The 25,903-nt window shown below is 72.8% G+C and carries 21 protein-coding genes; 6 read left to right on the forward strand and 15 right to left on the reverse strand.

What is annotated here, in order from left to right; all coding sequences use genetic code 11:
• Positions 1–119 precede the first annotated feature (119 nt).
• Both SAVERM_RS30985 and SAVERM_RS30990 read right to left on the reverse strand, forming a co-directional pair.
• On the reverse strand, positions 120–1,517 hold the full coding sequence (locus SAVERM_RS30985; protein WP_010987414.1) for an NAD(P)/FAD-dependent oxidoreductase: 1,398 nt from the start codon (positions 1,515–1,517) through the stop codon (positions 120–122).
• A 381-nt stretch (positions 1,518–1,898) separates the two neighbouring features.
• On the reverse strand, positions 1,899–2,819 hold the full coding sequence (locus SAVERM_RS30990) for a TIGR01777 family oxidoreductase (RefSeq protein WP_010987415.1): 921 nt from the start codon (positions 2,817–2,819) through the stop codon (positions 1,899–1,901).
• A 62-nt stretch (positions 2,820–2,881) separates the two neighbouring features.
• Between SAVERM_RS30990 and SAVERM_RS30995 the strand changes: the two genes are divergently transcribed.
• Positions 2,882–3,400, forward strand: coding sequence for a GNAT family N-acetyltransferase (locus SAVERM_RS30995; protein ID WP_010987416.1), 519 nt, complete (start codon positions 2,882–2,884; stop codon positions 3,398–3,400).
• Here SAVERM_RS30995 and SAVERM_RS31000 read toward each other — a convergent pair.
• Positions 3,395–4,579 carry a MarP family serine protease gene (locus tag SAVERM_RS31000; protein ID WP_010987417.1) on the reverse strand — a complete coding sequence of 395 codons (1,185 nt, stop codon included), beginning with the start codon at positions 4,577–4,579 and terminating at the stop codon, positions 3,395–3,397. The genes SAVERM_RS30995 and SAVERM_RS31000 overlap by 6 nt on opposite strands.
• A gap of 90 nt (positions 4,580–4,669) precedes the next feature.
• Between SAVERM_RS31000 and SAVERM_RS31005 the strand changes: the two genes are divergently transcribed.
• Both SAVERM_RS31005 and SAVERM_RS31010 read left to right on the forward strand, forming a co-directional pair.
• Entirely contained in the window at positions 4,670–5,623 is a 954-nt protein-coding gene (locus SAVERM_RS31005) for a peptidoglycan recognition protein family protein (RefSeq protein WP_010987418.1), read from the forward strand.
• A gap of 86 nt (positions 5,624–5,709) precedes the next feature.
• On the forward strand, positions 5,710–5,937 hold the full coding sequence (locus SAVERM_RS31010) for a hypothetical protein (protein WP_010987419.1): 228 nt from the start codon (positions 5,710–5,712) through the stop codon (positions 5,935–5,937).
• 34 nt (positions 5,938–5,971) lie between these two features.
• Here SAVERM_RS31010 and SAVERM_RS31015 read toward each other — a convergent pair whose 3' ends face one another.
• The 8 genes from SAVERM_RS31015 to SAVERM_RS31050 form a co-directional block, all read right to left on the reverse strand.
• Positions 5,972–6,490 (reverse strand): DUF4240 domain-containing protein, encoded by a 519-nt coding sequence (locus tag SAVERM_RS31015; protein WP_037645670.1) that lies wholly within the window; start codon positions 6,488–6,490, stop codon positions 5,972–5,974.
• A gap of 107 nt (positions 6,491–6,597) precedes the next feature.
• Positions 6,598–7,569 carry a helix-turn-helix transcriptional regulator gene (locus SAVERM_RS31020; RefSeq protein ID WP_010987421.1) on the reverse strand — a complete coding sequence of 324 codons (972 nt, stop codon included), beginning with the start codon at positions 7,567–7,569 and terminating at the stop codon, positions 6,598–6,600.
• Between the two features lie 88 nt (positions 7,570–7,657).
• Positions 7,658–10,360 (reverse strand): pyruvate dehydrogenase (acetyl-transferring), homodimeric type, encoded by a 2,703-nt coding sequence (gene aceE / locus SAVERM_RS31025; RefSeq protein ID WP_010987422.1) that lies wholly within the window; start codon positions 10,358–10,360, stop codon positions 7,658–7,660.
• A gap of 350 nt (positions 10,361–10,710) precedes the next feature.
• Positions 10,711–11,334: a GntR family transcriptional regulator gene (locus tag SAVERM_RS31030; protein ID WP_010987423.1), complete on the reverse strand. Its 624-nt coding sequence runs from the start codon at positions 11,332–11,334 to the stop codon at positions 10,711–10,713.
• A gap of 233 nt (positions 11,335–11,567) precedes the next feature.
• Complete coding sequence (gene sucB / locus SAVERM_RS31035) at positions 11,568–13,391, reverse strand: 2-oxoglutarate dehydrogenase, E2 component, dihydrolipoamide succinyltransferase (protein WP_010987424.1); 1,824 nt, start codon at positions 13,389–13,391, stop codon at positions 11,568–11,570.
• Between the two features lie 109 nt (positions 13,392–13,500).
• A complete protein-coding gene (gene lpdA, locus SAVERM_RS31040; RefSeq protein WP_010987425.1) occupies positions 13,501–14,889 on the reverse strand; it encodes a dihydrolipoyl dehydrogenase in 1,389 nt (462 codons plus the stop codon).
• 298 nt (positions 14,890–15,187) lie between these two features.
• On the reverse strand, positions 15,188–16,729 hold the full coding sequence (locus SAVERM_RS31045) for a leucyl aminopeptidase (protein WP_010987426.1): 1,542 nt from the start codon (positions 16,727–16,729) through the stop codon (positions 15,188–15,190).
• A gap of 401 nt (positions 16,730–17,130) precedes the next feature.
• Positions 17,131–17,913, reverse strand: a complete 783-nt coding sequence (locus SAVERM_RS31050) for an adenosylcobinamide-GDP ribazoletransferase (protein ID WP_010987427.1) — start codon at positions 17,911–17,913, stop codon at positions 17,131–17,133.
• A gap of 73 nt (positions 17,914–17,986) precedes the next feature.
• On the opposite strand from SAVERM_RS31050, the gene SAVERM_RS31055 reads away from it, so the two are divergent.
• Positions 17,987–18,751, forward strand: coding sequence for a hypothetical protein (locus SAVERM_RS31055; protein WP_010987428.1), 765 nt, complete (start codon positions 17,987–17,989; stop codon positions 18,749–18,751).
• Here the strand turns inward: SAVERM_RS31055 and SAVERM_RS43770 are convergent.
• The 3 genes from SAVERM_RS43770 to cobT all read right to left on the reverse strand — a co-directional run bounded on the left by SAVERM_RS43770 (position 18,732) and on the right by cobT (position 22,740).
• Positions 18,732–19,403, reverse strand: a complete 672-nt coding sequence (locus tag SAVERM_RS43770) for a hypothetical protein (protein ID WP_010987429.1) — start codon at positions 19,401–19,403, stop codon at positions 18,732–18,734. The genes SAVERM_RS31055 and SAVERM_RS43770 overlap by 20 nt on opposite strands.
• A gap of 56 nt (positions 19,404–19,459) precedes the next feature.
• On the reverse strand, positions 19,460–21,256 hold the full coding sequence (locus SAVERM_RS31065; RefSeq protein WP_037646710.1) for a phosphatidylglycerol lysyltransferase domain-containing protein: 1,797 nt from the start codon (positions 21,254–21,256) through the stop codon (positions 19,460–19,462).
• A gap of 356 nt (positions 21,257–21,612) precedes the next feature.
• Positions 21,613–22,740 (reverse strand): nicotinate-nucleotide--dimethylbenzimidazole phosphoribosyltransferase, encoded by a 1,128-nt coding sequence (cobT, locus tag SAVERM_RS31070; RefSeq protein ID WP_010987431.1) that lies wholly within the window; start codon positions 22,738–22,740, stop codon positions 21,613–21,615.
• 157 nt (positions 22,741–22,897) lie between these two features.
• On the opposite strand from cobT, the gene SAVERM_RS31075 reads away from it, so the two are divergent.
• Complete coding sequence (locus SAVERM_RS31075; RefSeq protein ID WP_037646711.1) at positions 22,898–24,064, forward strand: class I SAM-dependent methyltransferase; 1,167 nt, start codon at positions 22,898–22,900, stop codon at positions 24,062–24,064.
• Between the two features lie 61 nt (positions 24,065–24,125).
• Here SAVERM_RS31075 and SAVERM_RS31080 read toward each other — a convergent pair whose 3' ends face one another.
• Positions 24,126–25,328 carry a bifunctional adenosylcobinamide kinase/adenosylcobinamide-phosphate guanylyltransferase gene (locus SAVERM_RS31080; RefSeq protein WP_037646712.1) on the reverse strand — a complete coding sequence of 401 codons (1,203 nt, stop codon included), beginning with the start codon at positions 25,326–25,328 and terminating at the stop codon, positions 24,126–24,128.
• A gap of 270 nt (positions 25,329–25,598) precedes the next feature.
• Here SAVERM_RS31080 and SAVERM_RS31085 point away from each other — a divergent pair, with 270 nt between their 5' ends.
• Positions 25,599–25,811 carry a hypothetical protein gene (locus tag SAVERM_RS31085; RefSeq protein ID WP_037646715.1) on the forward strand — a complete coding sequence of 71 codons (213 nt, stop codon included), beginning with the start codon at positions 25,599–25,601 and terminating at the stop codon, positions 25,809–25,811.
• Positions 25,812–25,903: the final 92 nt, after the last annotated feature.

Below are 25,903 nucleotides of genomic sequence, written 5' to 3' on the forward strand. Positions count from 1 at the left end.
GTGGCCGGCCAGGGAGTTGCGGTGGCCGGCCAGGGAGTTGCGGTGGCCGGGCGGGGCGTTGCGGTGGCCGGCTGGGGCGGACGGGGGGCGCCCGGTGGGGGACGGGCGCCCCCGTCCGCTCAGGCCGCCGTCTCGAGCGGCTCCTCCAGTGAGGTCTGGCCTGCCCCCACATCCGTGAGCAGGGCGTGGGCGGCGCGGCGGCCGGAGCGGAGCGCGCCCTGGACCGTGCTGGTGTCGCGGTGGTCGCCGCAGATGTACAGGCCCGCGAGCAGGCGTACGGGGCGGCGCGGATCGTGCGGCGGGGGCATCGCCGGGACCGCCTCGGAGTCGTGGTGGATCGCGAGGAGCTCCCAGCGGGCGGTCGACGTCCGGTAGAGCCGGGCCAGTTGGGCCCGGACCGCCGCCTCCAGCCGGTCCGGCGGCGGGGGCGTACCGAGGACCGTCGAGGAGACGAGCGCGCGGCCGGCCGGGGCCCTGCTCGGGTCGACCCGGCTGATGACCGCGGTGTGCGCCACCGGGCCGCCGCGCTCGGCGTCGAGGACGAGGGCCGGGTCGCCGAGCGGCGGCTCGTCGGTCGTGTGGTGCAGGACCGTCACCGGGTGGAAGCCGGGGACGCGCAGGCCCGGGAGCAGCCGGGCGGCGGCCCGGGCGCCGGTGGCCAGCAGAACGGCCCGACAGCGGAGTTCGCCGTGGTCCTTCGTCGTGACGGAGGTGGTGGAGACCGCCGTGACGCGCACACCCGTGTGGACGGTGCCCGGCGGGAGCGTGGCCGCGAGCAGCTCCGGAAGAACGTCGGCGCCGCCCTCCGGGACACACAGCCGGCCCGTCACGAAGGCACGCAGGGCCAGGTCGGCGCAGCGGCTGGAGGTCTCCAGGGCCGGGTCGCACAGGAGTGCGGCGAGCAGGGGGCGCAGAAAGCCGTCGATCGTGCGGGGCGGAAGGCCGAGGGCCGACAGGGCCCGGGCGGCCGGGAGTTCGGGGCGGGACAGCAGCCGGTCGGGCGGGGTGGCGGCGAGCCGGGCGAGTGCGCCGGCCAGCCGGGACTGGCCGACGGGACTGCCCAGCAGGCCCGGGCGGGAGGCACCTTGGGTGCGGGGGGCGCGCGGTGTGCGCTGCTGTCGGGGGGCGCTTGCGAGGGCGCGCGCAGCGGTGAGTGCGCCCCTTGCGCTCCGGGGTGTGCCGGGCTCCCCGACGCGGTGGAGGTGGCCGTCGCTGTGGACCAGCACGCCGGGGGAGAACTCCCGCAGGGGCAGGGCGTCCAGGCCGGGGGTGCTGCGGAGTTCCGGATACGCGGTGGAGAGCAACTGGCCCATGCGGTCCAGCCGGAAGCCGTCCACCTTCTCCGTCGACATGCGGCCGCCGACGTTCGGCGCGGCCTCCAGGACGGCGGTGGTGAGGCCTGCCCTGGTCAGATGGTGGGCGGCGGCGAGTCCCGCCGCCCCGGCTCCCACGATGACGACGTCCGCGGGTTGTACATCCGCGGTGTACGCACTTGCTTGGTGCACCGACTCAAGCACGTGGCCCCTCCTCGAGGTCGCGCGGCTGCTGGGAACGTCATGCCCCCAACAGGCTTCTGGAATACCCGAGTTCGGCATGAGGGTAGGTGGGCGCCGCCGGGTCGGGGGAGTGGCGCGGGAGCCTCGCACGGAGGCACGGGGTGTCACGGCGTGCGCCTGCGGCCGGCCGCCCGTCGAGGGCGTGTCGTGGTGGGACGCGGTCCGCTTCCGCGACGCCCTGTCCGAACGGGCGGGACCGACCCCCGCGTATCGCCCGCACACCGATGCCGAAGACACCGAGAGTGCCGACCGGGACGTCATGGACCGGATCGACGACGTGGGGTTCGGTGTCGCGGTCCCGGCCGGCCCAGGGCCTGCCCGCCGGACGGGCCCTGGGTTCCGTCAGCGCAGCGCCGAGCGGAGGGTCTCCTCGATGCCAGGGAACGCGAAGGCGAAGCCCGATTCCAGCAGACGGGCCGGCAGCACCCGCTGGCTGCCCAGGATGTCGCCCGCCATGTCGCCGAGCGCCGCGCGGAGCACCGGCGCCGGGGCCGTGAAGAGCGTCGGGCGGTGCAGGACCCGGCCCATCGCCGCCGTGATCTCCGCGTTGGTCAGCGGCGTCGGCGCCGTCAGGTTCACCGGCCCCGACAAGGACGCCGTATCGATGACATGGCGGATCGCCGCGACCTCGTCGTGCAGGGAGATGTAGCTCCAGTACTGACGGCCGTCGCCCATACGGCCGCCGAGACCCGCCTTGAAGAGCGGAAACAGCCTGCCCCACGCACCGCCCCCGGCGGCCACCACCAGGCCGGTCCGGGTGAACACCGTACGGACGCCGGCCTCCTGGGCCGGCTCGGCCGCCTCCTCCCACTCCACGCACAGGGCGGGCAGGAAGCCGTCACCGGGCGGCGCCGTCTCGTCCACCGCCCGGTCGCCCGTGTCGCCGTAGAAGCCGATCGCACTGCCGCTGACGAAGACCGCCGGCGGCTCGTCGAGCGAGGCGATCGCCTCGGCCAGCGTCGCGGTGCCCAGCACCCGGCTGGAGCGGATCGTCTGCTTGTACGCGTCCGTCCACCGCCGCGAGGCGACGCCCGCCCCGGCCAGATTGACCACCGCGGCACACCCCACGAGCCCGGCCGAGTCGATCCGCTGTTCCCCGGGATCCCAGCGGACCTCGTTCTTCCCGCGCGGCGCCCGCCGTACGAGCCGTACGACCTCGTGGCCGTCCGCCGTGAGCGAGCGCGCCAGAGCCGAACCGATCAGCCCGGACGCACCGGCGATCGCGACGCGGGAACCGGGAGGAAGCGGCGCATCGGAGTTCATGGGTCCATCCTGCCGGGTGAGCGGGGAAATCGCCGGGACGGCCACCGTTCGGCCGCCGTACAGTGATCCTCATGCCGGATCCGCACATACGCTTCGCGACCCACGACGACGAGGACGGGCTCGCCCGGCTGGACCGAGTCACCTGGTCCACGCTGCACGCCGTCCAGCCCCGCCCGCAACCGCCGTACGACCCCTTCTACAGCGACCGGTTCGGCCCCCGCGACCACCTCGTGGCCGAGCTGGGCGGACGCCTGGCCGGCTACATCCGGCTGGGGTACCCGACCCCCCTCGCCGCCAACTCCCACGTCCGGCAGATCCAGGGGCTCGTCGTCGCCGAGGAGGCACGCGGGGCGGGCGTCGGCCGGGCACTCCTGCGGGCCGTCCAGGAGCACGCCGCGCGGCAGGGCGCACGCCGCATCTCGCTGCGCGTGCTCGGGCACAACACCCCCGCCAGGAAGCTCTACGAGTCGGAGGGGTTCGAGGTGGAGGGGATCCTGCCGGAGGAGTTCCTGCTGGACGGGCAGTACGTGGACGACGTCCTCATGGGGCGTGCTCTGCGACCCGCGGTCCCGCGCTCATGAGGTGACCAGGTCGCCCGTGCCCACCGGATCCGTCGCGGCCGCCGCGCGCCGCGCGTCGTCGCTCACCTCGTCCGCCGTCAGCACATACCCCGTCTCGTTGTCCGAGGTGGAGCGCGCGAACACGACGCCGTACACCCGGCCGTCCGTGGTCAGCAGCGGTCCGCCCGAGTTGCCGGGGCGGACCGTGGAGCGGATCGAGTAGATCTCGCGGGTGACGGTGTCCGAGTTGTAGATGTTCTGGCCGGTCGCGTTGATCCGGCCCGCGACCGTGGCCGCCTGGAGGTCGAGGCCGCCGTCCTGCGGATAACCGGCCACGACCGCCGAGCCGCCCCGCGCCGCGCTGTCGTCGAAGCGCAGCACCGGCGCCTTCAGCTCCGGGACGTACAGCACCGCCACGTCCTTGTTCGGGTCGAAGAGCACCACGCGGGCCTCGTACGCCCGCCCGACCCCGCCCACGCGGACGGTCGGCTCGTCGATGCCCGCCACCACATGGGCGTTCGTCATCACGTGCTGCCCCGCGTACACGAAGCCGCTGCCCTCGCGGCCCTGGCTGCCCGCGATGCCCTCGACCTTCACGGTGGACAGCTTCGCGGCGTTCGTCGCGGCCGGCGTGACGCTGTCCCCGGAGGGCTTGGCGACACCCGTCGTCGGCTCGTTCTCGAACGGGTTGAAGACCTGCGGGAAGCCGGCCTGCGTGAGCGCCGACGTCGCGCGCGAGAACCAGGTGGGGGTGGTGTCCGGCATCGTGTTCTGCACCGCGCCCAGCAGCGCCGAATTGCGGATCGACGTCGTGATCATGCTCGTCGAGGAGGCGCCCAGGACGCTCGCCGCCACCCAGGCGACCAGCAGCACGGCGACCGTGTTCGCGGCGGCCCCGCCCACTCCGTCGGCCACCCGCAGCGGCCCGCGGTCCAGCTCGCGGCGCAGCCGCAGCGCGAGCCTGCCCGCCAGCTCGTGCCCGACCACGGCGGGCGCGAGGACCGTCAGCACGGCCGTCAGCGTCGCCGCCGACGTGCCCGGTGTCACCAGCTTCATCACCCACGGCAGGATCCATACGCCGACGACGGCGCCGCCCACGAAACCGGCCAGCGAGACACACCCGGCGACCAGCCCGCGCCGGTAGCCGGACGCCGCGTAGGCCAGGATCACCAGCAACAGCAGGAAGTCGAGCAGGTCCACGGGGCCGCCTTTCTCTTGGGCCCCTTAGTACGCGCAGGGCGGGCCCAGTGATCAGGCACGCACACGCGGAGCCCGCCGAACCGGTCACGCATGCGTGGACCTGTAAAAACGTCCCGGACCAGGGCAATGGTTCCGCCGGGTGGCACAGCGCACATCGCGGCGGGCCGGGACCGGCGCCAGGGTGAGGGCATGCGTGTGTTGCGAGGTGCGCGGCGGGTCCTGGGCCGGGTACGCGTTCCGGTACGAATTCCACAGGTGCCAGGACCGGGTGGCGCGCGCCGTTCGCCGTGGCTGCGGCGCACGGCCCTCGTCGCGCTGGCCTGTGGGCCCGGTCTCGCCGCCGTCCTGGCGCTGGTGCTGTGCGCGGCAGGTGTCGACCGCACGGTGGCCGCGCACCCGGCGCCCGTCGTCGGCCGCCCCGCGCCGGCGCACACCACCGCCCGGCCGCCCATCGTGCCCCGCTCCCGCTGGATCGACGACCGCACGCACAAGCAGCCGCCGCCGCGCTACGACGACAAGGTCGTCGCGGTCTTCGTGCACCACACCGACTCGCCCAACACCTACGACTGCGCCGACGCACCCCGCATCATCCGCTCCCTGTACGCGGGCCAGATCGGCCCCCGGCAGTGGGACGACCTCGGCTACAACTTCGTCGTCGACCGCTGCGGCACGATCTACGAGGGCCGCGCGGGCGGCGTCGACCGGGCCGTCACCGGCGCCCACGCCCAGGGCTTCAACCACCGCACCGCGGGGATCGCGGCGCTCGGCACCTTCACCGAGGGCACGCCGGTACCGCGGGCGGTGACCGACGCCATCGCCGCGCTCGCCGCCTGGAAACTCGGCCTCGCGGACGTCGACCCGCGCTCCCGCGTCCGCCTCGTCTCCACCAGCGGCCAGAGCCGGTACGCCGCCGGCACCATCGCCACACTGCCTGTCCTGTCCGGCCACAACGACGGCTTCCCGACGACCTGCCCCGGCGCGGCCCTCACCGCCCACCTCCCGGCACTCCGGCAGGCGGCCGCGCGGCTCCAGGGCCGGACCTAGCTCACAGGTACGCCACAGGCGGCGCGAAGCGTTCTCAGATCCCGGCCTCCTACGGTCTTCGCAGAAGCCGACCGGAGGTGGGGATCATGAGCAGCAGCCGTACACGCACCACGGAGCAGGCGGGCGGATGGACCAAGGCCGCGCGCAGCCCGTGGACGGTGGTCTGCGCGGTGGCGACGGTCGTCCTCGGCCCGGGCGCGGTCACCGCGTCCGCCCTCGACCAGGCCAACGCCGCGCCCTTGCACCACGCCGTCCGGGCCGACCATGCCCAGGCGTACATCCCCGCGGACCTCAGCCGGCGCCGAGCGGCCTGACCCGCGGGGCGTTCCGCCGGGCCGGAGCGCGGGGTCAGCCCTTGAAGCGCTCCCACAGCCGGGGATAGCGCTCGGCGAGCTCCGACTCGTTCTCCAGGTTCATCGGGGTTCCGGCGGGCTCGGGCGCCGCCGGCGGAATGCCCAGGTCGGGAGCGACGACGCCGGTGAGCTGCTCGTACGCCTCGTCCGCCGCGTACCCCAGCTCCTCGCCGTCGCCGTCCAGCTCCTCGTCGAACTCGTCCAGGAGCTCGGCGAGGGAGTCCGGGTCGTGCACGGCGCCCTCGAACACCTCCCGGCCCTGACCGATCAGCCAGCAGCGGAAGAAGTCGAAGGCGTCGTCGCTGGCTCCGTCGAGCAGTACCCAGGCGGCGCCCCAGAGGTCCCACCGGTAGGCGCGGTTGTAGCGGGACTCGAAGTGGCGGGCGAAGTCGAGCACCGAGTCCGGGTCCATCCGGACGAGCCGTTCCACGAGCAGGTCGGCGTGGTCCTCGGGGTCGCCGTCGGCGGCCTCGCGGGTCGTGTCCACCAGCTCCCAGAACTCCGTCTCGTCCATCACGGCTCAAGCATCGGTCCTGGAGGGGAGGGACGCACGCGGAGTGCCGCAGATCGCCGGGCGTGACCATGCCGATGGCGGACGTGCCCCCCTCGCGGGCGGCGCCGCTACCGGTACAGCTCCGCCTGCCGGGCCGCGTCCCCCGCGAACCGTTCCCGCAAGGTCACCGGAGACAGCACCTCCGCCTCGGCGCCCAGGGCGGTCAACTGGCTGTGGGCCACCTCCTCCGACTCCACGGGGAGCGTGACGGTCACCCAGCCCCGCTCGTCGGGCTCGCCGCACGTCTGCCGGGCCAGGCGCACGGACGCCGGATCAAGGGCGGACGGCAGTCTCCGCAGCCCCAGGGCCGACAGCCGCACCACCACCTCCGCCCGCAGGAGGGACCGCGCGAACCGCTCGGCCTGTTCCTCCCAGAAGCCGGGCAGGTCGAAGTCCTCGTCCCGCCCGAAACGCTCCCCGTCGGCGGCGACCGCCGTGAACCGGTCGATCCGGTACACCCGGAAGGACCCCGGCTCCGGCACGCGTGCGCATAGGTACCAGACCCCCGCCTTCAGCACGAGCCCGTACGGCTCCAGCTCCCGCTCCACACCGGTGTCCCCGTGCCGGTAGCGCGCGGTGATCCGGCGGTCGTCCCACACCGCCTGGGCCACCGCGGGCAGCAGCTCGGGCGTATCGGGCTCCTTGAACCAGCCGGGCGCGTCCACATGGAACCGCTGCGCCGCCGTCCGCGAGGCGTCCCGCAGGGACGGAAGAAGCGCGGCGGACACCTTCAGCCGGGCCGCGGAGGCCGCGTCCTCGAGGCCCATCTCCCGCAGCGCCCCCGGCACCCCCGAGAGGAACAGCGCCTCGGCCTCGCTCCGGGCCAGCCCCGTCAGCCGCGTCCGGTACCCGCCGACCAGCCGGTAGCCCCCGGCCCGCCCCCGGTCCGCGTACACCGGCACCCCGGCCTCGGACAGCGCCTGCGCGTCCCGCGTGACCGTCCGCTCGGACACCTCCAGCTCCCGCGCCAGCTCGGCGCCGGTCATGGTGGGCCGGGACTGGAGCAACAGCACCATTTTGATCAGCCGGGCAGCGCGCATACGTTCATGATGCCGGGCCCCACCGACAGCGAAGGGGTACGGCGGTCGCCGTACCCCTTCACCGAACGAACGTCAGGAACTGAAGGCCCTACAGGCCGTAGCGCTCCCGCGCCTCCTTCACCGCCGTGGCCTTGACCTCGCCGCGCCTGGCGAGCTGGGCCAGGGCCGCGACGACGATCGACTCCGCGTCCACGCCGAAGTGACGGCGGGCCGCGTCACGGGTGTCGGAGAGGCCGAAGCCGTCCGCACCGAGCGACGAGTAGTCCTGCTCGACCCACTGCGCGATCTGGTCCGGGACCTGACGCATGTAGTCGGAGACCGCGAGCACCGGGCCCTCGGCGCCGTGCAGCGCCTGGCGGACGAACGGCACCCGCTCCTCGCCGCGCAGCAGCGCCGCGTCGGCCTCGAGCGCGTCGCGCCGCAGCTCGGTCCAGGAGGTCGCGGACCACACGTCGGCGGCCACACCCCACTCCTCGGCGAGCAGCCGCTGCGCCTGAAGCACCCAGTGGATCGCCGTGCCGGAGCCCAGCAGCTGGATGCGCGGGGCGTTGGCGGCGGGGGACAGGTCCGCCGACTCGGCCGTGTTGAAGCGGTACAGGCCCTTGACGATGCCCTCGTCGATGCCGAGGCCGGCCGGCTTCGCGGGCTGCGGCACCGGCTCGTTGTAGACGGTGAGGTAGTAGAAGACGTTCGGGTCCTCGCCCGGGGCCGCCTCGCCGTACATACGGCGCAGACCGTCCTTGACGATGACCGCGATCTCGTACGCGAACGCCGGGTCGTACGTCAGCGCCGCCGGGTTGGTCGCGGCGATGACCGGCGAGTGGCCGTCCGCGTGCTGGAGGCCCTCACCCGTCAGCGTCGTACGGCCGGCCGTCGCGCCGACCAGGAAGCCGCGGCCCAGCTGGTCGCCGAGCTGCCACATCTGGTCGGCCGTGCGCTGCCAGCCGAACATCGAGTAGAAGATGTAGAAGGGGATCATCGCTTCGCCGTGCGTGGAGTACGCGGTGGACGCGGCGATGAAGTCCGCCATGGAGCCGGCCTCGGTGATCCCCTCGTTGAGGATCTGGCCGTCCTTGGCCTCCTTGTAGTACATCAGCTGGTCGCGGTCGACCGGCTCGTACGTCTGGCCCTTCGGCGAATAGATGCCGAGGGACGGGAAGAGCGACTCCATACCGAAGGTACGGGCCTCGTCCGGCACGATCGGCACCCAGCGCCGGCCGGTCTGCTTGTCGCGGACCAGGTCCTTGACCAGCCGGACGAACGCCATCGTCGTCGCCACGTTCTGCGAGCCGGAGCCCTTGTCGAAGGACGCGAACGTCTTGTCGGCGGGGGCCGGCAGCGGGGCCAGCGGGTGCGTACGGCGGGCCGGGGCCGGGCCGCCGAGGGCCGCGCGGCGCTCCTGAAGGTAGCGGACCTCGGGGGAGTCGGCGCCCGGGTGGCCGTAGGGCACCACGCCGTCGACGAACTGGCTGTCGGAGATGGGCAGTTCCAGCAGGTCACGCATCTGCTTGAACTCGTCCGTCGACAGCTTCTTCATCTGGTGGTTGGCGTTCTTCGACGCGAAGCCCTCGCCGAGGGTGTGGCCCTTGACCGTCTGGGCCAGGATCACCGTCGGCGCGCCCTTGTGGGACACGGCCGCCCTGTAGGCCGCGTAGACCTTGCGCGACTCGTGACCACCGCGGGAGAGGTGGAAACACTCGAGGATCTTGTCGTCGCCGATCAGCTTCGCCATCTCGACGAGGGCCGGGTCGGCGCCGAAGAAGTCCTGGCGGATGTAGGCGGCGTCGCGGGTCTGGTACGTCTGCACCTGCGCGTCCGGTACCTCGCGCAGGCGGCGTACGAGGGCGCCCGTGGTGTCGAGCTGGAACAGCTCGTCCCAGGCCGAGCCCCACAGCGTCTTGACGACGTTCCAGCCGGCACCGCGGAACTGGGCCTCCAGCTCCTGCACGATCTTGAAGTTGGCGCGGACCGGGCCGTCGAGGCGCTGGAGGTTGCAGTTGATGACGAAGGTCAGGTTGTCCAGGCCCTCGCGGGAGGCCAGGGCGAGTGCCGCGGTCGACTCGGGCTCGTCCATCTCGCCGTCGCCGAGGAACGCCCACACGTGGGACTGCGAGACGTCCTTGATGCCGCGGCTGGTCAGGTAGCGGTTGAAGCGCGCCTGGTAGATCGCGGAGAGCGGGCCGAGGCCCATCGACACCGTCGGGAACTCCCACAGCCAGGGGAGACGGCGCGGGTGCGGGTACGACGGCAGACCGTTGCCGCCGGACTCCTGGCGGAAGTGGTCGAGGTGGTGCTCGGTCAGCCGGCCGTCGAGGAAGGCGCGGGCGTAGATGCCCGGGGAGGCGTGGCCCTGGATGTAGAGCTGGTCACCGGAACCGTCCGCCTCCTTGCCCCTGAAGAAGTGGTTGAAGCCGGTCTCGTACAGCCAGGCGGCGGAGGCGAAGGTGGCGATGTGGCCGCCCACGCCGTATTTGCTGCCCCGGGTGACCATCGCGGCCGCGTTCCAGCGGTTCCACGCGGTGATCCGGTGCTCCATCTCCTCGTCGCCGTCCACGACGGGCTCGGCGGAGGTGGGGATGGTGTTGACGTAGTCCGTCTCGAGCAGCTTCGGCAGCGCGATGCCGTTGCCCTCGGCGCGCTCCAGTGTGCGGCGCATCAAGTACGCGGCACGGTGCGGCCCGGCCGCCTGGGTGACGGCGTCCAGGGAGGCCTGCCACTCGGCGGTCTCCTCGGGGTCGCGGTCCGGGAGCTGGTCGAGCTCGCTCGGCTGGATTGCGGTGGGGTCGGTCATTGCGCCGCCTTCCGGATGCGGAGGGTGGGTGCCCTCGTCGGTAAGGGGTTGGGGTGCCCTTGGTCTTTGGCAGGACAGGGCGGCGGGCTCTGGTGAAAGCCCGTCGGTGACTTTAACCCCCTGATCGATGATCGATCAAAGGGTTGAGGGGCAAAACCTCTTGATTACGAGAAAGTAGGCACGGGGTGCCTCCGGGGCGGGCACCGGGTGCCTTGGAATCGAAGGGTTTCCGCAGGTGAGCGCATACGCGCTCAGAGTGCCACGGCGGCGGGGCGGCGGGGTGTCCGGCTCCGAGTCGCGGGCCGTGAGGTCACGCGGGGTCACGTGGGGTCACGGGGGGTTGCGCGGGGTCACGCTCGCGGAGCGCACCCGAGCACATGCGCCTTCACGAGTTCCGCGATCAGCGGGTCCCGGCGCCGGAAGGCGTCGACGAGGGCCTCGTGCTCCTCCGCGTACGACTGCTGCACCGTCCCCAGCCAGCGGATGGACAGGGCCGTGAAGACCTCGATGCCCAGGCCCTCCCAGGTGTGGAGCAGGACGGAGTTCCCCGCCGCCCGCACCAGTTCCCGGTGGAAGGCCACGGTGTGCCGCACCTGGGCGGTCCCGTCGGCGTGCCGGTCCGCCTCGTACAGCGCCGCGACGTGCGGTTCGAGGGCCGAGCAGTCCTCGGCCAGCCGCCCGGCCGCCAGCTCCGCCGCGATGGCCTCCAGACCGGCTCGTACGGGGTAGCTCTCCTCGAGGTCCGCGGCGGTCAGGTTGCGCACCCGTACGCCCTTGTTGGGCGCCGACTCGATCAGCCGCAGCGACTCCAGCTCGCGCAGCGCCTCCCGTACGGGGGTCTGGCTGACCTCCAGCTCCGTCGCGATCCGCCGCTCGACGATCCGCTCGCCCGGCTTCCAGCGCCCGCTGACGATCCCCTCCACGATGTGCTCGCGGATCTGTTCGCGCAGCGAGTGGACGACGGGCGCGGTCATGAAGGCTCCTTCGGACGGGGACTCGGCGGCCCCCTAGGGCGTTTGACGTTTAGACAATAAGGCCGGACCCGGCCGCGGGAAGGGCGCGCGGGGCGCTTTCATGCAGGTGAGACGAGACTTACACGCTCCCGGCAGGTGTCCCTCGGTACGGACCCGGTGCGGACCCATGACAACGCCCCTGCCCGGAAAGCTCCGGACAGGGGCGTCGCTACCAGCCGTACAGGCGATACGGGTTACAGGCCGAGCTCGACCTCGAACTCGCCCGCCTCCAGGATCGCCTTGACCGCGGTCAGGTAACGGGCCGCGTCGGCGCCGTCCACCAGACGGTGGTCGTAGGAGAGCGTCAGGTACGTCATGTCGCGGACGCCGATGACCGTACCCTCCTCCGTCTCGATGACGGCCGGGCGCTTGACCGTGGCACCGATGCCGAGGATCGCGACCTGGTTCGGCGGCACGATGATCGTGTCGAAGAGCGCGCCGCGCGAGCCGGTGTTGGAGATGGTGAAGGTCGCGCCGGACAGCTCGTCCGGGGTGATCTTGTTCGCCCGGACCTTGCCCGCCAGGTCGGCGGTGGCCTTGGCGATACCGGCGATGTTGAGGTCGCCCGCGTGCTTGATGACCGGGGTCATCAGGCCCTTCTCGGAGTCCACCGCGATACCGATGTTCTCGGTGTCGAAGTAGGTGATCGTGCCCTCGTCCACGTTGATCCGGGCGTTGACGGCCGGGTGGGCCTTCAGCGCCTGGGCCGCCGCCTTCACGAAGAACGGCATCGGGGAGAGCTTGACGCCCTCGCGGGCCGCGAAGGAGTCCTTCGCCTGCGCGCGGAGCTTCATCAGGCGGGTGATGTCCACCTCGACGACCGAGGAGAGCTGGGCCTGCTCGTGCAGGGCCTTCACCATGTTGTCGCCGATGACCTTGCGGATGCGGGGCATCTTGACGGTCTGGCCGCGGAGGGGGGAGACCTCCAGGGCCGGGGCCTTCTTCGCGGCGGCCGGAGCGGCGGCGGGCGCCGGAGCGGCGGCCTTCGCGGCCTCGGCGGCGGCGGTGACGTCCTGCTTGCGGATGCGGCCGCCGACGCCGGTGCCCTTGACGGTGGCCAGGTCGACGCCGTTCTCGGCGGCGAGCTTGCGCACCAGCGGGGTCACGTAGGCGCCGTCGTCACCGGAGGTCGCGGCGGGCGCCGCGGCCGGGGTGACGGGGGCCGGCGCCGGGGCGGCCGGGGCCTGCGGAGCGGCCGGGGCCGGAGCGGCCTGAGCCGGGGCGGCGGGCGCCGCGGGGGCGGCCTGAGCCGGGGCCGGGGCGGCCGGAGCCGGAGCCGGAGCGGCCGGAGCCGGGGCAGCCGGGGCGGGAGCCGGGGCGGCCGGGGCGGCGGCGGGCGCGGGCGCGGCCTGCGCCGGGGCGGCCGCCGGAGCGGCACCGGGCGCACCGATGACGGCGAGCTTCGCGCCGACCTCGGCCGTCTCGTCCTCGCCGACCACGATCTCGAGCAGCAGCGTGCCGGAGGCGGGCGCCGGGATCTCGGTGTCGACCTTGTCCGTGGAGACCTCGAGCAGCGGCTCGTCCTCCGAGACCTCCTCGCCGACCTCCTTCAGCCAGCGGGTGACGGTGCCCTCGGTGACCGACTCGCCCAGCGCGGGCAGGACGACGTCGGTGCCCTCGGCGCTGCCGGCGCCGGCGGCGGCCTCGGCGGTCGGGGCCGGCGCGGGGGCGGCCTGCTCGGTGGACGGGGTGGCCTGCGGCGCCGGCTCGGGAGCCGGCGGGGCGACCTGCTCGGCGGCCTGCTCGGCGGCCGGGGCCGGGGCGGCGGCGGGCGCGCCCGTGCCGTCGTCGATGACGGCCAGCTCGGCGCCGACCTCGACCGTCTCGTCCTCGGCGACCTTGATGGACGCGAGCACGCCGGCGGCGGGGGAGGGGATCTCGGTGTCGACCTTGTCGGTCGACACCTCGAGCAGCGGCTCGTCGGCCTCGACGCGTTCACCCTCGGCCTTCAGCCAGCGGGTGACAGTGCCCTCGGTGACGCTCTCGCCGAGCGCCGGAAGGGTTACGGAAACCGGCATGGTTTCTGTTGCTCCTTACAAATGGTGCGGAAGTCTGTGGTCGTCGTCGCGCCCAACTGTGACGCGGTGACTGGGTACAGCCGGTGGCTGAAGGTCAGCCGGCGACTGATCAGTCGTGCGAGTGCAGCGGCTTGCCCGCGAGGGCCAGGTGGGCCTCGCCCATCGCTTCGTTCTGCGTCGGGTGGGCGTGGATGAGCTGGGCGACCTCGGCCGGCAGCGCCTCCCAGTTGTAGATCAGCTGGGCTTCGCCGACCTGCTCGCCCATACGGTCACCGACCATGTGGACGCCGACCACGGCACCGTCCTTCACCTGGACGAGCTTGATCTCGCCCGCGGTGTTGAGGATCTTGCTCTTGCCGTTGCCCGCCAGGTTGTACTTCAGAGCGACGACCTTGTCCGCGCCGTAGATCTCCTTGGCCTTGGCCTCGGTGATGCCCACGGAGGCGACCTCGGGGTGGCAGTACGTCACCCGCGGCACGCCGTCGTAGTCGATCGGGACGGTCTTCAGACCGGCCAGACGCTCCGCCACCAGGATGCCCTCGGCGAAGCCGACGTGCGCGAGCTGGAGCGTCGGGACCAGGTCACCGACGGCGGAGATGGTCGGGACGTTCGTCCGCATGTACTCGTCGACCAGGACGTAGCCGCGGTCCATGGCGACGCCCTGCTCCTCGTAGCCGAGGCCCTGCGAGACCGGGCCGCGGCCGACGGCGACGAGCAGGACCTCGGCCTCGAACTCCTTGCCGTCGGCGAGGGTGACCTTGACACCGTTCTGGGTGTACTCGGCCTTCGAGAAGAAGGTGCCCAGGTTGAACTTGATGCCGCGCTTGCGGAACGCGCGCTCAAGAAGCTTGGAGGAGTTCTCGTCCTCGACCGGGACGAGGTGCTTGAGGCCCTCGATCACCGTCACGTCGGCTCCGAAGGACTTCCACGCGGAGGCGAACTCGACGCCGATGACGCCGCCGCCGAGCACGATCGCGGACTCCGGGACGCGGTCCAGGACCAGCGCGTGGTCGGAGGAGATGATGCGGTTGCCGTCGATCGCCAGGCCCGGCAGCGACTTCGGCACGGAGCCGGTCGCCAGGAGCACGTGGCGGCCCTGGACGCGCTGGCCGTTCACGTCGACGGAGGTCGGGGAGGACAGACGGCCCTCACCCTCGATGTACGTCACCTTGCGGGAGGCGATCAGCCCCTGCAGACCCTTGTACAGGCCCGAGATGACCCCGTCCTTGTACTTGTGGACGGCCGGTACGTCGATGCCCTCGAAGGTGGCCTTGACGCCGAACTGCTCGCTCTCGCGGGCCTGGTCGGCGATCTCGCCCGCGTGCAGCAGCGCCTTGGTGGGGATGCACCCACGGTGCAGGCAGGTACCGCCGACCTTGTCCTTCTCGATCAGGGCGACGTCCAGGCCCAGCTGCGCTCCGCGCAGGGCCGCGGCGTAACCACCGCTACCACCGCCGAGGATCACTAGGTCGAAAACGGTGCTGGCGTCGTTCGCCACGTCACGTCCTCCATGCATGTGCGCCACGCCGGTCGTCAGTGACCGGTCGGCGGCTGGTGTCCGGCCGCTCTTCTTCGGCCCTGTGGTGGGGGCCCTGTCCTGCCGAGAACCCATCTTCGCACTTGTCGGGGGCGGGCGAGACGCCGGGCCGGTGTGTGAGACGTCCCACTCGTCCGCCGCGAGAGACGATCCGTCGGACAGAACGACCCCGGGTGGCGGTCACCCGGGGTCGTTGCCCGACCCGCCGGACAGCCCCAGGGACTGTCCGGCGGTTCAGGCGCCGTTGCCTGTCACGGCACTAGCCCAGGTCGCCCGCGGCCGTCAGCTCCGCGAGGCGGACCAGCGTGCGGACCGCCGTGCCCGTGCCGCCCTTCGGGGTGTAGCCGAAGGGGGCCGCCTCGTTGAAGGCCGGGCCCGCGATGTCGAGGTGCGCCCAGGTGATGCCCTCGCCCACGAACTCGCGCAGGAACAGGCCGGCGACCAGGCCGCCGCCCATCCGCTCGCCCATGTTGGCGATGTCGGCCGTGGGGGAGTCCATGCCCTTGCGCAGGTGCTCGGGCAGCGGCATCGGCCAGGAGTCCTCGCCGACCTCCTCGGCGGCCTCGACGACCGCGGTGCGGAAGGCGTCGTCGTTCGCCATGACGCCGAAGAGGCGGTTGCCGAGCGCCAGCATCATCGCGCCGGTCAGGGTCGCCACGTCGACGATCGCGTCCGGCTTCTCCTCGGACGCGGCCCACAGCGCGTCGGCGAGGACCAGCCGGCCCTCGGCGTCCGTGTTGAGCACCTCGACGGTCTTGCCGCTGTACATGCGCAGCACGTCGCCGGGGCGGGTCGCGGTACCCGACGGCATGTTCTCGGCCAGCGCGAGCCAGCCGGTGACGTTGACCTCCAGGCCCAGGCGGGCGGCGGCCACGACCGCGGCGAAGACCGCCGCCGCGCCGCTCATGTCGCACTTCATCGTCTCGTTGTGGCCGGCCGGCTTGAGCGAGATGCCGCCCGAGTCGTACGTGATGCCCTTGCCGACGAAGGCGAGGTGCTTCTTCGCCTTGGACGAGGTGTACGACAGCTTCACCAGCCGGGGACCGGCGGCCGAGCCGGCGCCGACGCCGAGGATGCCGCCGTAGCCGCCCTTCGTCAGGGCCTTCTCGTCGAGCACCTGCACCTTGATGCCGTGCTCCTTGGCCGCGGCCTGCGCGACGGCGGCGAACGACTCCGGGTTCAGGTCGTTCGGCGGGGTGTTGATCAGGTCGCGGGCACGGTTGAGCTCCTCCGTGACGGCGACGGCGCGCTCGACGGCCGCCTTGAACGCCTTGTCGCGGGGCTTGCCGCCGAGCAGGACGACCTCGGCGAGCGGGGCCTTGCCGTTCTTGGCGTTCCTGCCGTTCTCCTTGTAGGCGTCGAAGGAGTACGCGCCGAGGAGCGCGCCCTCGCCGATCGTGCCGGCGTCGGCGGCGTCCGCGACCGGCAGCGCGAAGGCGGCCTTCTTGGCACCGGCGAGCGCGCGGGCCGCGGCACCGGCGGCGCGGCGCAGTGCTTCGGCGTCGAACGCCGTGCCCTTGTCCTGGCCGTCCTCGGGCGCGGCGCCCAGACCGACCGCCACCACGACGGGCGCCTTGAAGCCGGACGGTGCAGGCAGCTTGGTCACCTCGCCCTCGGCCCCCGAGGCGCCGAGGGTCTCCAGGACGGCGGCGAGCTTGCCGTCGTACCCCTTGTCCACGGCCTCGGCGCCCGGTGCGACGACGAGTCCCTTGTCGCCCTTCGGGCTCTTCGCCACACCGACCACGATCGCGTCGGCGCGCAGGCCGGACGCTGCGGCGGTGCTGAGAGTGAGAGCAGTCACGGTGGTGAAATCTCGCTTCCATTGAGTTTCAGTGGCCGAACGGATGGGGTCGACCGGCCCGACGACAGACCCTAGGGCCCGCCGTCCGAACGGCGTCTGCCGGGCCCTGAGCGGAGTACGGGGGCGGCCCGGACCGGGCCCGAGGTATGCCGAGGACGAGCCTACGCGCGGGTGCGGGTTTCGCTCATTCCCACGGGTGTTCACTTCGCTGTGGCGGCCGTGGCCACTCCCGCCGGCCACTGCGGGTGACCCGAGCCGTGGTCAAGGACAACCCCTCCACTGTGCGGGACAGTTGGCCCGGGGCATCGCGGAATGGCTGATTCAGGGCGGGTGGCGGCGGCATCGGGAAGCAACCGCCGCTCGGCGCCACCGTGTTCGGGACGCCGCCCGCGGGAGAGCGCTCAGGCGAGTGACAGGACGACGAGGGCCGTCGTCGCCGCGGTTTCCGCGAGGCCGCCGAAGACGTCTCCGGTCACTCCGCCGAAGCGGCGCGTGCAGTGCCGCAGGAGCAGCTCCGCCGCGGCGACGGCGAGGAGGACCGCCAGCGCCGTACGGACGACGTCGTACGTCCCGAACAGGGCGCCCGCCCCGGCCGCCGCCGCGATGACGGCGCCCGCGGTGAGCAGCGCGCCCGTTACGGGCACCGTGCCCGCGACCGCCGCGCCCAGGCCCTCCGGACGCGCCGGTGGTACGCCGGTGCGCGCGGCCAGGGTGAGTACGAGCCGGGCCGCGCCCGCCGAGACCACGGCCGCGAACGCGCCCCGGGCCCACGAGGTCTCGTACGCCTGGGCGAGCGCGGCCACCTGGGCGAGCAGCACGAACACCAGAGTGATCACGCCGAACGGGCCGATGTCCGACTGCTTCATGATCCGCAGCGCGTCCTCGGCGGGCTTGCCGCTGCCGAGGCCGTCCGCGGTGTCGGCGAGCCCGTCGAGGTGGAGCCCGCGGGTGAGGACGGCGGGCACGGCGGCGGTGGCCACGGCGGCGAGCAACGGGCTCGCGCCCAGCAGGAGCAGCAGCGTGCCGAGCGCCGCGGCGAGCAGCCCGACCACCAGTCCGGCGACCGGCGCGCACAACATCCCGCCGCGCGCGGCGGCACGGTCCCAGCGGGTCACCCGGACCGGCAGGACGGTCAGGGTGCCGAAGGCGAAACGGAGACCGTCGAGAAGCGGGGGCTTGGGCACCGGCGCAGGCTACCCGGCGGCCCCGGGGGTGAGCGCGGCGGCCGAGGGCGAAGGCCGAGGATAAAGTGCGCTTATGGGGCATTGGTTGCACCGCAACATCATCGAGCCGGGCAAGTTGCCGCTGCTTCTCGCGCTGGCCTCGTTCGTGCTGACGTTCGTGATCACCCGGGTCATCACCCGGCTGATCCGGGCCGGCAAGGGCCCGTTCGGCAACGTCAAGGCAGGGGGCCTGCACATCCACCATGTCGTGCCCGGTGTCGTCCTGATCGTCATCGGCGGCTTCGGGGCCGTGGCCAGCGAACGGCACGGCTTCGGCTCGGCCGCCTTCGCCGTGGTGTTCGGCATCGGAGCCGGTCTGGTGCTCGACGAGTTCGCGCTGCTCCTGCACCTCGACGACGTCTACTGGACCGAGGAGGGCCGTAAGAGCGTGGAGGTCGTGGTGGTCACCGCGGCCCTGGTCGGCCTGGCCCTGGCGGGCTTCCTGCCGTTCGGGGTCAACGACCTCAGCCAGGAGGAGCTGCGCGACCGCGGCGGCGTCATCCTGAGCGTCGGCCTGAACTTCGTCTTCGCGCTGCTCGCCCTGAGCAAGGGCAAGGGCCGTACCGCGATCTTCGGGGTGATCGTCCCGCTCGTCGCCCTGGTCGGCGCGATCCGCCTGGCCCGCCCCGGCTCACCGTGGGCCAGGCGCTTCTACCGCAAACGGCCGCGCGCCCGCGCCAGATCCAGCCTGCGCGCCTACCGCCACGACCGCCGCTGGGCGGGCCCGCGCCGCAAGTTCCAGGACTGGATCGGCGGCAAACCCGACTCCGAGAACCTGCCTATCCCGCCCGCGTCCTGACCGCTCGCCGGTGACGCAGCGCCGAGATCCCGCACAGCACGAGCACCGCGGCGATGGCGGCGAGGTGCTCCTTGCCCGCGAGGTTCCCCTTCAGCGCGACCTCGATCACCATCGACGCGATCACCACCCCCGCCGTGGTGTAGGCGCGATACCGCCAGCACACGAACACGGCGAGCCCGACCACGGCCGCCGACGGACCGGTGTCGACGACCTGCGCGTCCGTCGCGGGCAGCCCGAACAGGCTCTCCGGGTCGAGGGTGAGGCACACGCGCGCGTAGAGCGTGCCGGCCAGGGTGGCGACGTACGCGACGACGAGTGTGCGCCACCAGCCCAGGCAGATCTCGGCGATCCCGAACACGACGAGGATCTGCGCGAGCGCACCCCACACCGGCAGATCCAGCGCCGGTACGAAGAGGGAGAGCGGGGTGCGCAGCAGGGCCGGCCACAGCGGTTCCTCGGCCCGTACGGCCCCGATGTTCTGCACGAACCCGAAGCCCCAGGACTGGTTCTGCACGAACTGGAGCAGGGCCGTCAGACACACCGCCCCGATGGTCAGCGGGATCGCCCTCCCGCGCCGTTCGGCGAGCGCCGTGCGCACGGTGACGGCGAGCGCCCCCCACTCGGCGCGGGCCAGCCGGGCGAGGGCTCTCATCCGGCCGTCCTCGCCCGTCCCCCGTCGACGTACATCCGTCCCCCCGTCCGTTGTGGTCATCTGTGCGACTCCAGGTGCCTGCGGTGCAGCCACTTCGGCAGCCCCGGCGCCTCCAGAAACCCCTCGGCACGCGCGGCGGCGACACCGATGCGCAGCAGGTCCGCGCTCTTTTCGAAGAGCAGGAACCGGGGCTCCCAGATGGGCCGGTACTTCGCGTTGGCGCGGTACAGCGACTCGATCTGCCACCAGCGCGAGAAGAAGCTGAGCAGGGACCGCCACAGCCGCAGCACCGGTCCGGCGCCGAGGCGTGCACCACGTTCGAAGACGGAACGAAACATGGCGAAGTTGAGCGAAACCTGAGTGATCTTGATCTCCCGGGCGCGGCGCAGGAGTTCGATCACCATGAACTCCATGAGTCCGTTCTCGCAGGCGCGGTCGCGTCGCATGAGGTCGAGCGAGAGCCCCCGCGGTCCCCAGGGCACGAAGGAGAGCAGGGCCCGCAACTCGCCTTCGGCATCCCTGCATTCGAGCATCACGCACTGCCCGTCGTCGGGATCGCCGAGCCGCCCCAGCGCCATGCTGAACCCGCGCTCGGTGGCCCCGTCCCGCCAGTCGTCGGCACGCTTCAGGAAGTACGCCATCTCGTCGGCGGGGATGTCCTCGTGGCGCCGGATGCGCACCTTGTACCCGGCGCGTGCGATCCGGTTGTACGCCTGCCGGACGGTGCGCATGGCCCGCCCCTCCAGGGTGAACTCGGCGGTCTCCACGAGGGCTTCGTCGCCGAGTTCGAGCGCGTCGAGCCCGTGCCGGGCGTAGATGGTGCCCGCCTCCTCGCTCGCGCCCATCACCGCCGGGATCCATCCGTGTGCGCGGGCCTCGTCGAGCCAGGGGGCGATGGCGCCGGGCCAGGCCTCCGGGTCACCGATCGGATCGCCCGAGGCCAGTGAGACGCCGCCGACGACGCGGTAGGCGACCGCGGCCTTGCCGGTGGGCGACCACACCACGCTCTTCTCCCGGCGCAGCGCGAAGTAGCCCAGTGAGTCGCGGTCGCCGTTCTTGTCGAGCAGGGCGCGCAGCCGCTTCTCGTCGTCCTCGGAGAGCGGGTCGACGGCGCGGCGGGAGCGGAAGGCGGCGTAGAAGACGGCCAGCACGAGCAGCGTACTGAGCACGTTGATGACGACGTTGACCCAGTTGGGAGTGGTGATCCCCGGGAAGTGGGAGCCGTCGGCGGCGACCGAGACCAGCCGCTGGGTGCCGTAGTTCCAGCGCTCCAGGAAGGTCGAACGGTACGCGTCCGGCGCCTGGTTGGTGGTGGTCACCAGGAGCGCGGCGAGCAGCGAGGAAGCGAGCAGTCCGCCGACCGCGACGGCCGCGGCGAGCTTGGGGTTCGACCGGTCGCCCTTGGCGTAGAACTCCCGGCGGCCGAGGACGAGGGAGCCGACGAAGGCGGCGGTGAGGACGATCGAGATCCAGTTCTGGGCGTACTGCCGGATCTCCGGGAAGGACATCGCGAAGGCGAACAGCAGCAGGAACAGGCCGCTGAGCACGAGGTTCAGGATCCAGGCGGCCCGCTTGCGGCGCCGCATGGTGATGGCGAGGAACATCGTGAACACGCCCGACGCGAAGCCGGCCGTCAGCAGGTAGGGCGTGAAGTAGTTCTCCTGGTTGTGCCGCCGTACGTCCTGGCCGAGGGAGACCCAGACGGCGCTGAGGAAGTTGATGAACGTGACAGCCCGCAGATACCAGACGACGAACGCCGCGGCCCGCTGCGAGGTCCCGGTGGACCGCCCCTCCCCACCGCCCGACCGGGCCGGAGTCCGTTCCTGTTCCGCGGTAATTCGGGCATCTCCCATGAAGGGCGATGATATGGGGCGCCGGGGTGCATGCGGAGGAGCGGAGCGACGCACGATACGGCGGCTCGTCCCGGGGGCGGGTGGGCCGGTCGGTAGGCGGCCTGTTCGGCCGAAAATCGCTGTTCCGGACGGCGGCAAACGACTGTTCCCGCCCTGGCTCTCCGCTCCCGCGTGGAGGGAACCGCTTGGTTCGGCGTGGCCCGCCGTGGTCCGCCGTGGTCCGCCGCGCCGGTCGGACGTACTACGGCGCGGCCCGGGGTGCCGGGCCGCGCCGTCTCCGTCCGCTCGCCTGCTCCGCTCGCCTGCTCCGCTCGCGGGCCCCTCTCGACTGCTCCTCTTGTCCTACTCCGCTTGTCCTACTCCGCGAGGGCTTCCGGGTTCTCCGGCTCCGGCGACGACTCTTCCGCGGCCTCCGGCCCTTCCCCGGCCTCAAGCTCCTCGGGCTTCTCCGGCAGCTCCGCCGCCAGTGCCGCCGCGGCCTGTACCAGCGGCAGCGCCAGCAGCGCGCCCGCGCCCTCGCCCACCGTCACCCCGTGGTTCAGCAGCGGCTCCAGCGCCATCCGGTCCAGCGCCTTCGCCTGCGCCGGCTCCCCGCTGTTCTGCCCGGCCAGCCACCAGTCCGGCGCCCGGAAGGCGATCCGCTGCCCGACCAGCGCACACGCGGCCGACACCACGCCGTCCAGAATCACCGGCGTCTTGCGCGCCGCGCTCTGCAACAGGAACCCGGTCATCGCCGCCAGATCCGCCCCGCCCACCGCCGCCAGCAACTGAAGCTGATCCCCGAGCACGGGCCGGGCCCGCCGCAAGGCGTCCCGTACCGCCGCGCACTTCCGCATCCACGCGAGGTCGTCGATGGCCAGCCCCCCGCGCCCGGTCACCACGGACGCGTCCGTGCCGCACAGCGCGGCGATCAGCACGGCCGCCGCGGTCGTCCCGCCGACACTCACATCACCGAGTACGACGAGATCCGTCCCCGCGTCCGCCTCCTCGTCCGCGACCGCGACCCCCGCCCGGAACGCCGCCTCGGCCTCCTCCAGGGTCAGCGCGTCCTCGACGTCGATGCGCCCGCTGCCGCGCCGCACCCGGTGCCGTACGACACTCTCCGGCAGGGCGTCCGGCTCGCAGTCCAACGCCATGTCGACCACCCGCACCGGCACGTTCAGCCGCCGCGCCAGGATCGACGCCGGGCTCGCGCCCTCCAGCACCGCCCGCACCAACTGGTCGGCGCTGCCCGCGGGCCGCGCCGACACGCCGAGCGAGGCGACCCCGTGGTCGCCCGCGAAGAGCACCACGCGAGGGCGCTCGACCGGCCGCACCGGCACCGCCGACTGCGCCGCGGCCAGCCACTCACCCAGGTCGTCGAGGCGGCCCAGGGACCCGGGCGGCACGATCTGTCGCTCTCGGCGCGCCTCGGCGTCGCGGCGCACCCCGCCGTCCGGGCGCTCGATCAGGTCGGAGAAGTCGTCGAGATTCAGCGAGCTCATTCGCCGAACAGTACCGGGAGCGATCGAACACGGCTGCGCTCCATCGACGCCACGACAGCACCACGTCGTTGCACCCGTGATCGAGATCCCATACGTTCCGCTTTAGTGCGTATTGTCGTACGCCCCGATGTGCACCTGTCGCCCCACAGGAGCTGCCATGCCTCCCACCCCGCAGGCGATCGCGGCGCGCCGCGCCGCGTACCTCGGCGAACTCGCCCAGGGCACCGACCGGTTCCACGAACCGCGCCGCGAGAACTGCCCGTGGTGCGGCTCGAAGCGGCTGCGCACCCGCCTCAGGACCCCCGACCTGAGGCAGCACAAGCCGGGCTCGTTCGTCGTCGACGAGTGCCGGGACTGCGCGCACACCTTCCAGAACCCCCGGCTCACGACCGAGGGACTGGCGTTCTACCACCGCGACTTCCCCGAGGACCCCGAAGGCCGCGACTTCCCCGAAGACCCCGAAGGCCGTGAGGGCCCCGAGGGCCACGAGAGACCTGGGGGCTTCGCCGAGCGCATCGTCGCCGCCCGCGGCAGCCTCCCCCGGGCTCTCGGCTTCGCCCGCGCAGGGCGCCACCTCCGCCGTCACCGCACCGCCGCCCACGCCATGCTGTCCATCCCCGAACCGGAGAGCTGGCTCGACGTCGGCACCGGGCACGGCCACTTCCCGGAGAGCGCCCGCGAGATCCACCCGTACACGGCCTTCGACGGGCTCGACCCCACCCCGCGCGTCGAAAGGGCCCGGGCGGCCGGCCGGGTCGAGGAGGCCCACCGCGGCCACCTCACCGACCCGGAGATCATCCAACGGCTGCGCGCCCGCTACGACGTCGTCAGCATGTTCCATCACCTGGAGCACACGCCGGACCCGCGCGAGGAACTGCGCGCCGCGCTCGCGGTCCTGCGCCCCGGCGGCCATCTGCTGATCGAAGGACCGGACCCGGCCTGCGCGTTCGGCAGGCTGCTCGGCAAGTGGTGGATGCCGTACGGCCAGCCCCGCCGTCTCCATCTGATGCCCCTGAGCAACCTGCTCGCCGAACTGGAGGCACGGGGCTGCGTGATCGTCCGCACCGACCGCCGCGAACCGCACACCCCGTACGACATCACCGGCGCGGTCTCCCTGGCCCTGGCCCGCCTCCTGCCGGCCGCGGACGCACCCTGGCGGGCGACCCCGCCGAGCGAACTCCGGCGCAGGCTGCGCACGGCCCTGCTGCGCGTCACCACCCCCCTGGTGGTCTCGGCCGCGGCCTTGGACCACGCACTGGCCCCGCTCCTCAGCCGCACCCGCTTCTCGAACACGTACCGGATCATCGCGCGCCGGGAGGAGTAGGGGTGCCTGGCGGATCAGCCTCCGGACGGTCCACGACACCACGGCCCGGTCCGGCCCCGGCTCAGCCGCCCCGCAGCACCATCGCCTGCCCCGCCACCACCAGCAGCAGGTGCTCGCACTCCGCGGCGAACGCGGCGTTCAGGCGCCCGAGTTCATCCCGGTACCGGCGCCCGGAAGCCGTGGCCGGGACGATCCCGGAGCCGACCTCGTTGGAGACGGCCACGACCGTTCGGCCGGTCTCGCGGACCGCGGCCGTGAGCTCCTCCACCCGCCCGCGCAGCGCCCGCTCGCCGCCGCCCGCCCACTCGTCGTCGTCCCAGGCGTTGACGGAGTCCATCGCGTCCGTCAGCCACAACGACAGACAGTCGATGAGCAGCGGCGGCCCGTCCTCCTTCAGCAGGGGCACGAGGTCACAGGTCTCCACCGTCCGCCAGGAGCCCGGACGCCGCTCCCGGTGCACACTCACCCGCTCCGCCCACTCGGTGTCCCCGCCCCGGGAGCCGCCCGTCGCCACGTACAGCACGTCCGGGAAGGACTCGAGCCGCCGCTCCGCCTCCACCGACTTGCCGGACCGGGCCCCGCCCAGCACCAGCGTGCGCCGGGGCACATCCGGTACGTCCTCGTACACGCCCACCGTCAGCGTCGTCCCGTCCGGCACCGCCCGCGCCCCCGCCGCCGCGAGCCGCCGCCGCAACTCGACGCCCGGCGGCACGTCGTGGTCGAGGTGCACGGCGATCACATCCGTCGTCGGCCCGAGGGCTCCGACCGCGCGCAGCCGGGCGAGGGCGTCCGGCCGACCGACCACATCGGCGGCCACCATGTCGTACGGCTGAACCGTCTCGTCGAGCCCGGCCGGCGCCCCGCCCGGCGGCAGATACAGCAGCCGCTGCCCGTCGGGCCCCGTCACCGCGTACCCCGTGCCCGGCGCGTCCATCGGCATCGCCCGCACCCGGTGCCCGGTCAGCAGCGCCAACTCCCGCCCGTCGGGCACCCGCGCGGGCTGCGGCAGTCCCGCCGGCACCTCGACGGCGGGACCGTTGTGCGGATGCGAGAGGAGCACCTGCCGTACCCCGCCCAGCGAGCGCCCGGCGCGCGCGGCCGCGAATGCCGCGCCGGGCGTCAGGTCGAGCAGCACCGTGCCGTCCACGAGCAGCGCGGTCGCCGCCCGCGCTGCTTCGCCGAGCGCGGTCGCACAGGCCGCGCAGGGACAGTCGGGGCGGGGGAGTCCCGCGGGAGCACCGGTGCCGAGCAGAGTCAGTTCCACGGACCCGATTTTCGCGTGCCGCCGCAGGTCCTGCGCGTCCGAGGCCCCATAAGAGGTCCCGCAGGTCCTCGCAAGCGGGCCCGCAGGTCCCCATGAGAGGGCAGGCAGGTTCCCCATGAGAGGGCCTGGAGGGGGCGCGGGGCCGGGCCCGCAGGTTCACGCAGGCCGGGGAGTGTCTGCCCGCCCACCGGGGGAACACTTAGGCTTCGGGCGGGGGCCGATCAAGATCCGGCTTCGGCTCCGCAGTGTGCTCACACCTTGGAGGCGTACATGGCGGCATGGACGTGGCGGTTCGAGAAGGCCGACGGGGCGGAGGTCCAGCCCGCGGTCGCGCCGGAGGAGTTCACCACGCAGGGGGACGCCGAGTCATGGATCGGTGAGTACTGGAAGGACCTCAAGGAGGGCGGCGCGGACCAGGTCCGGCTGTTCGAGGACACCACCGAGATCTACGGTCCGATGAGCCTGCACGCCGAGGACGCGTAGGCCGTACGGGGCCGCGAGACCTCACCGCCCCGGCGACGGGGACCGCGAGACCCCATCCTTCGGGCTGCCGGTGGCACACGCCTCGGCAGCCC

The organism is Streptomyces avermitilis MA-4680 = NBRC 14893 (assembly GCF_000009765.2).
Lineage (GTDB): Bacteria > Actinomycetota > Actinomycetes > Streptomycetales > Streptomycetaceae > Streptomyces > Streptomyces avermitilis.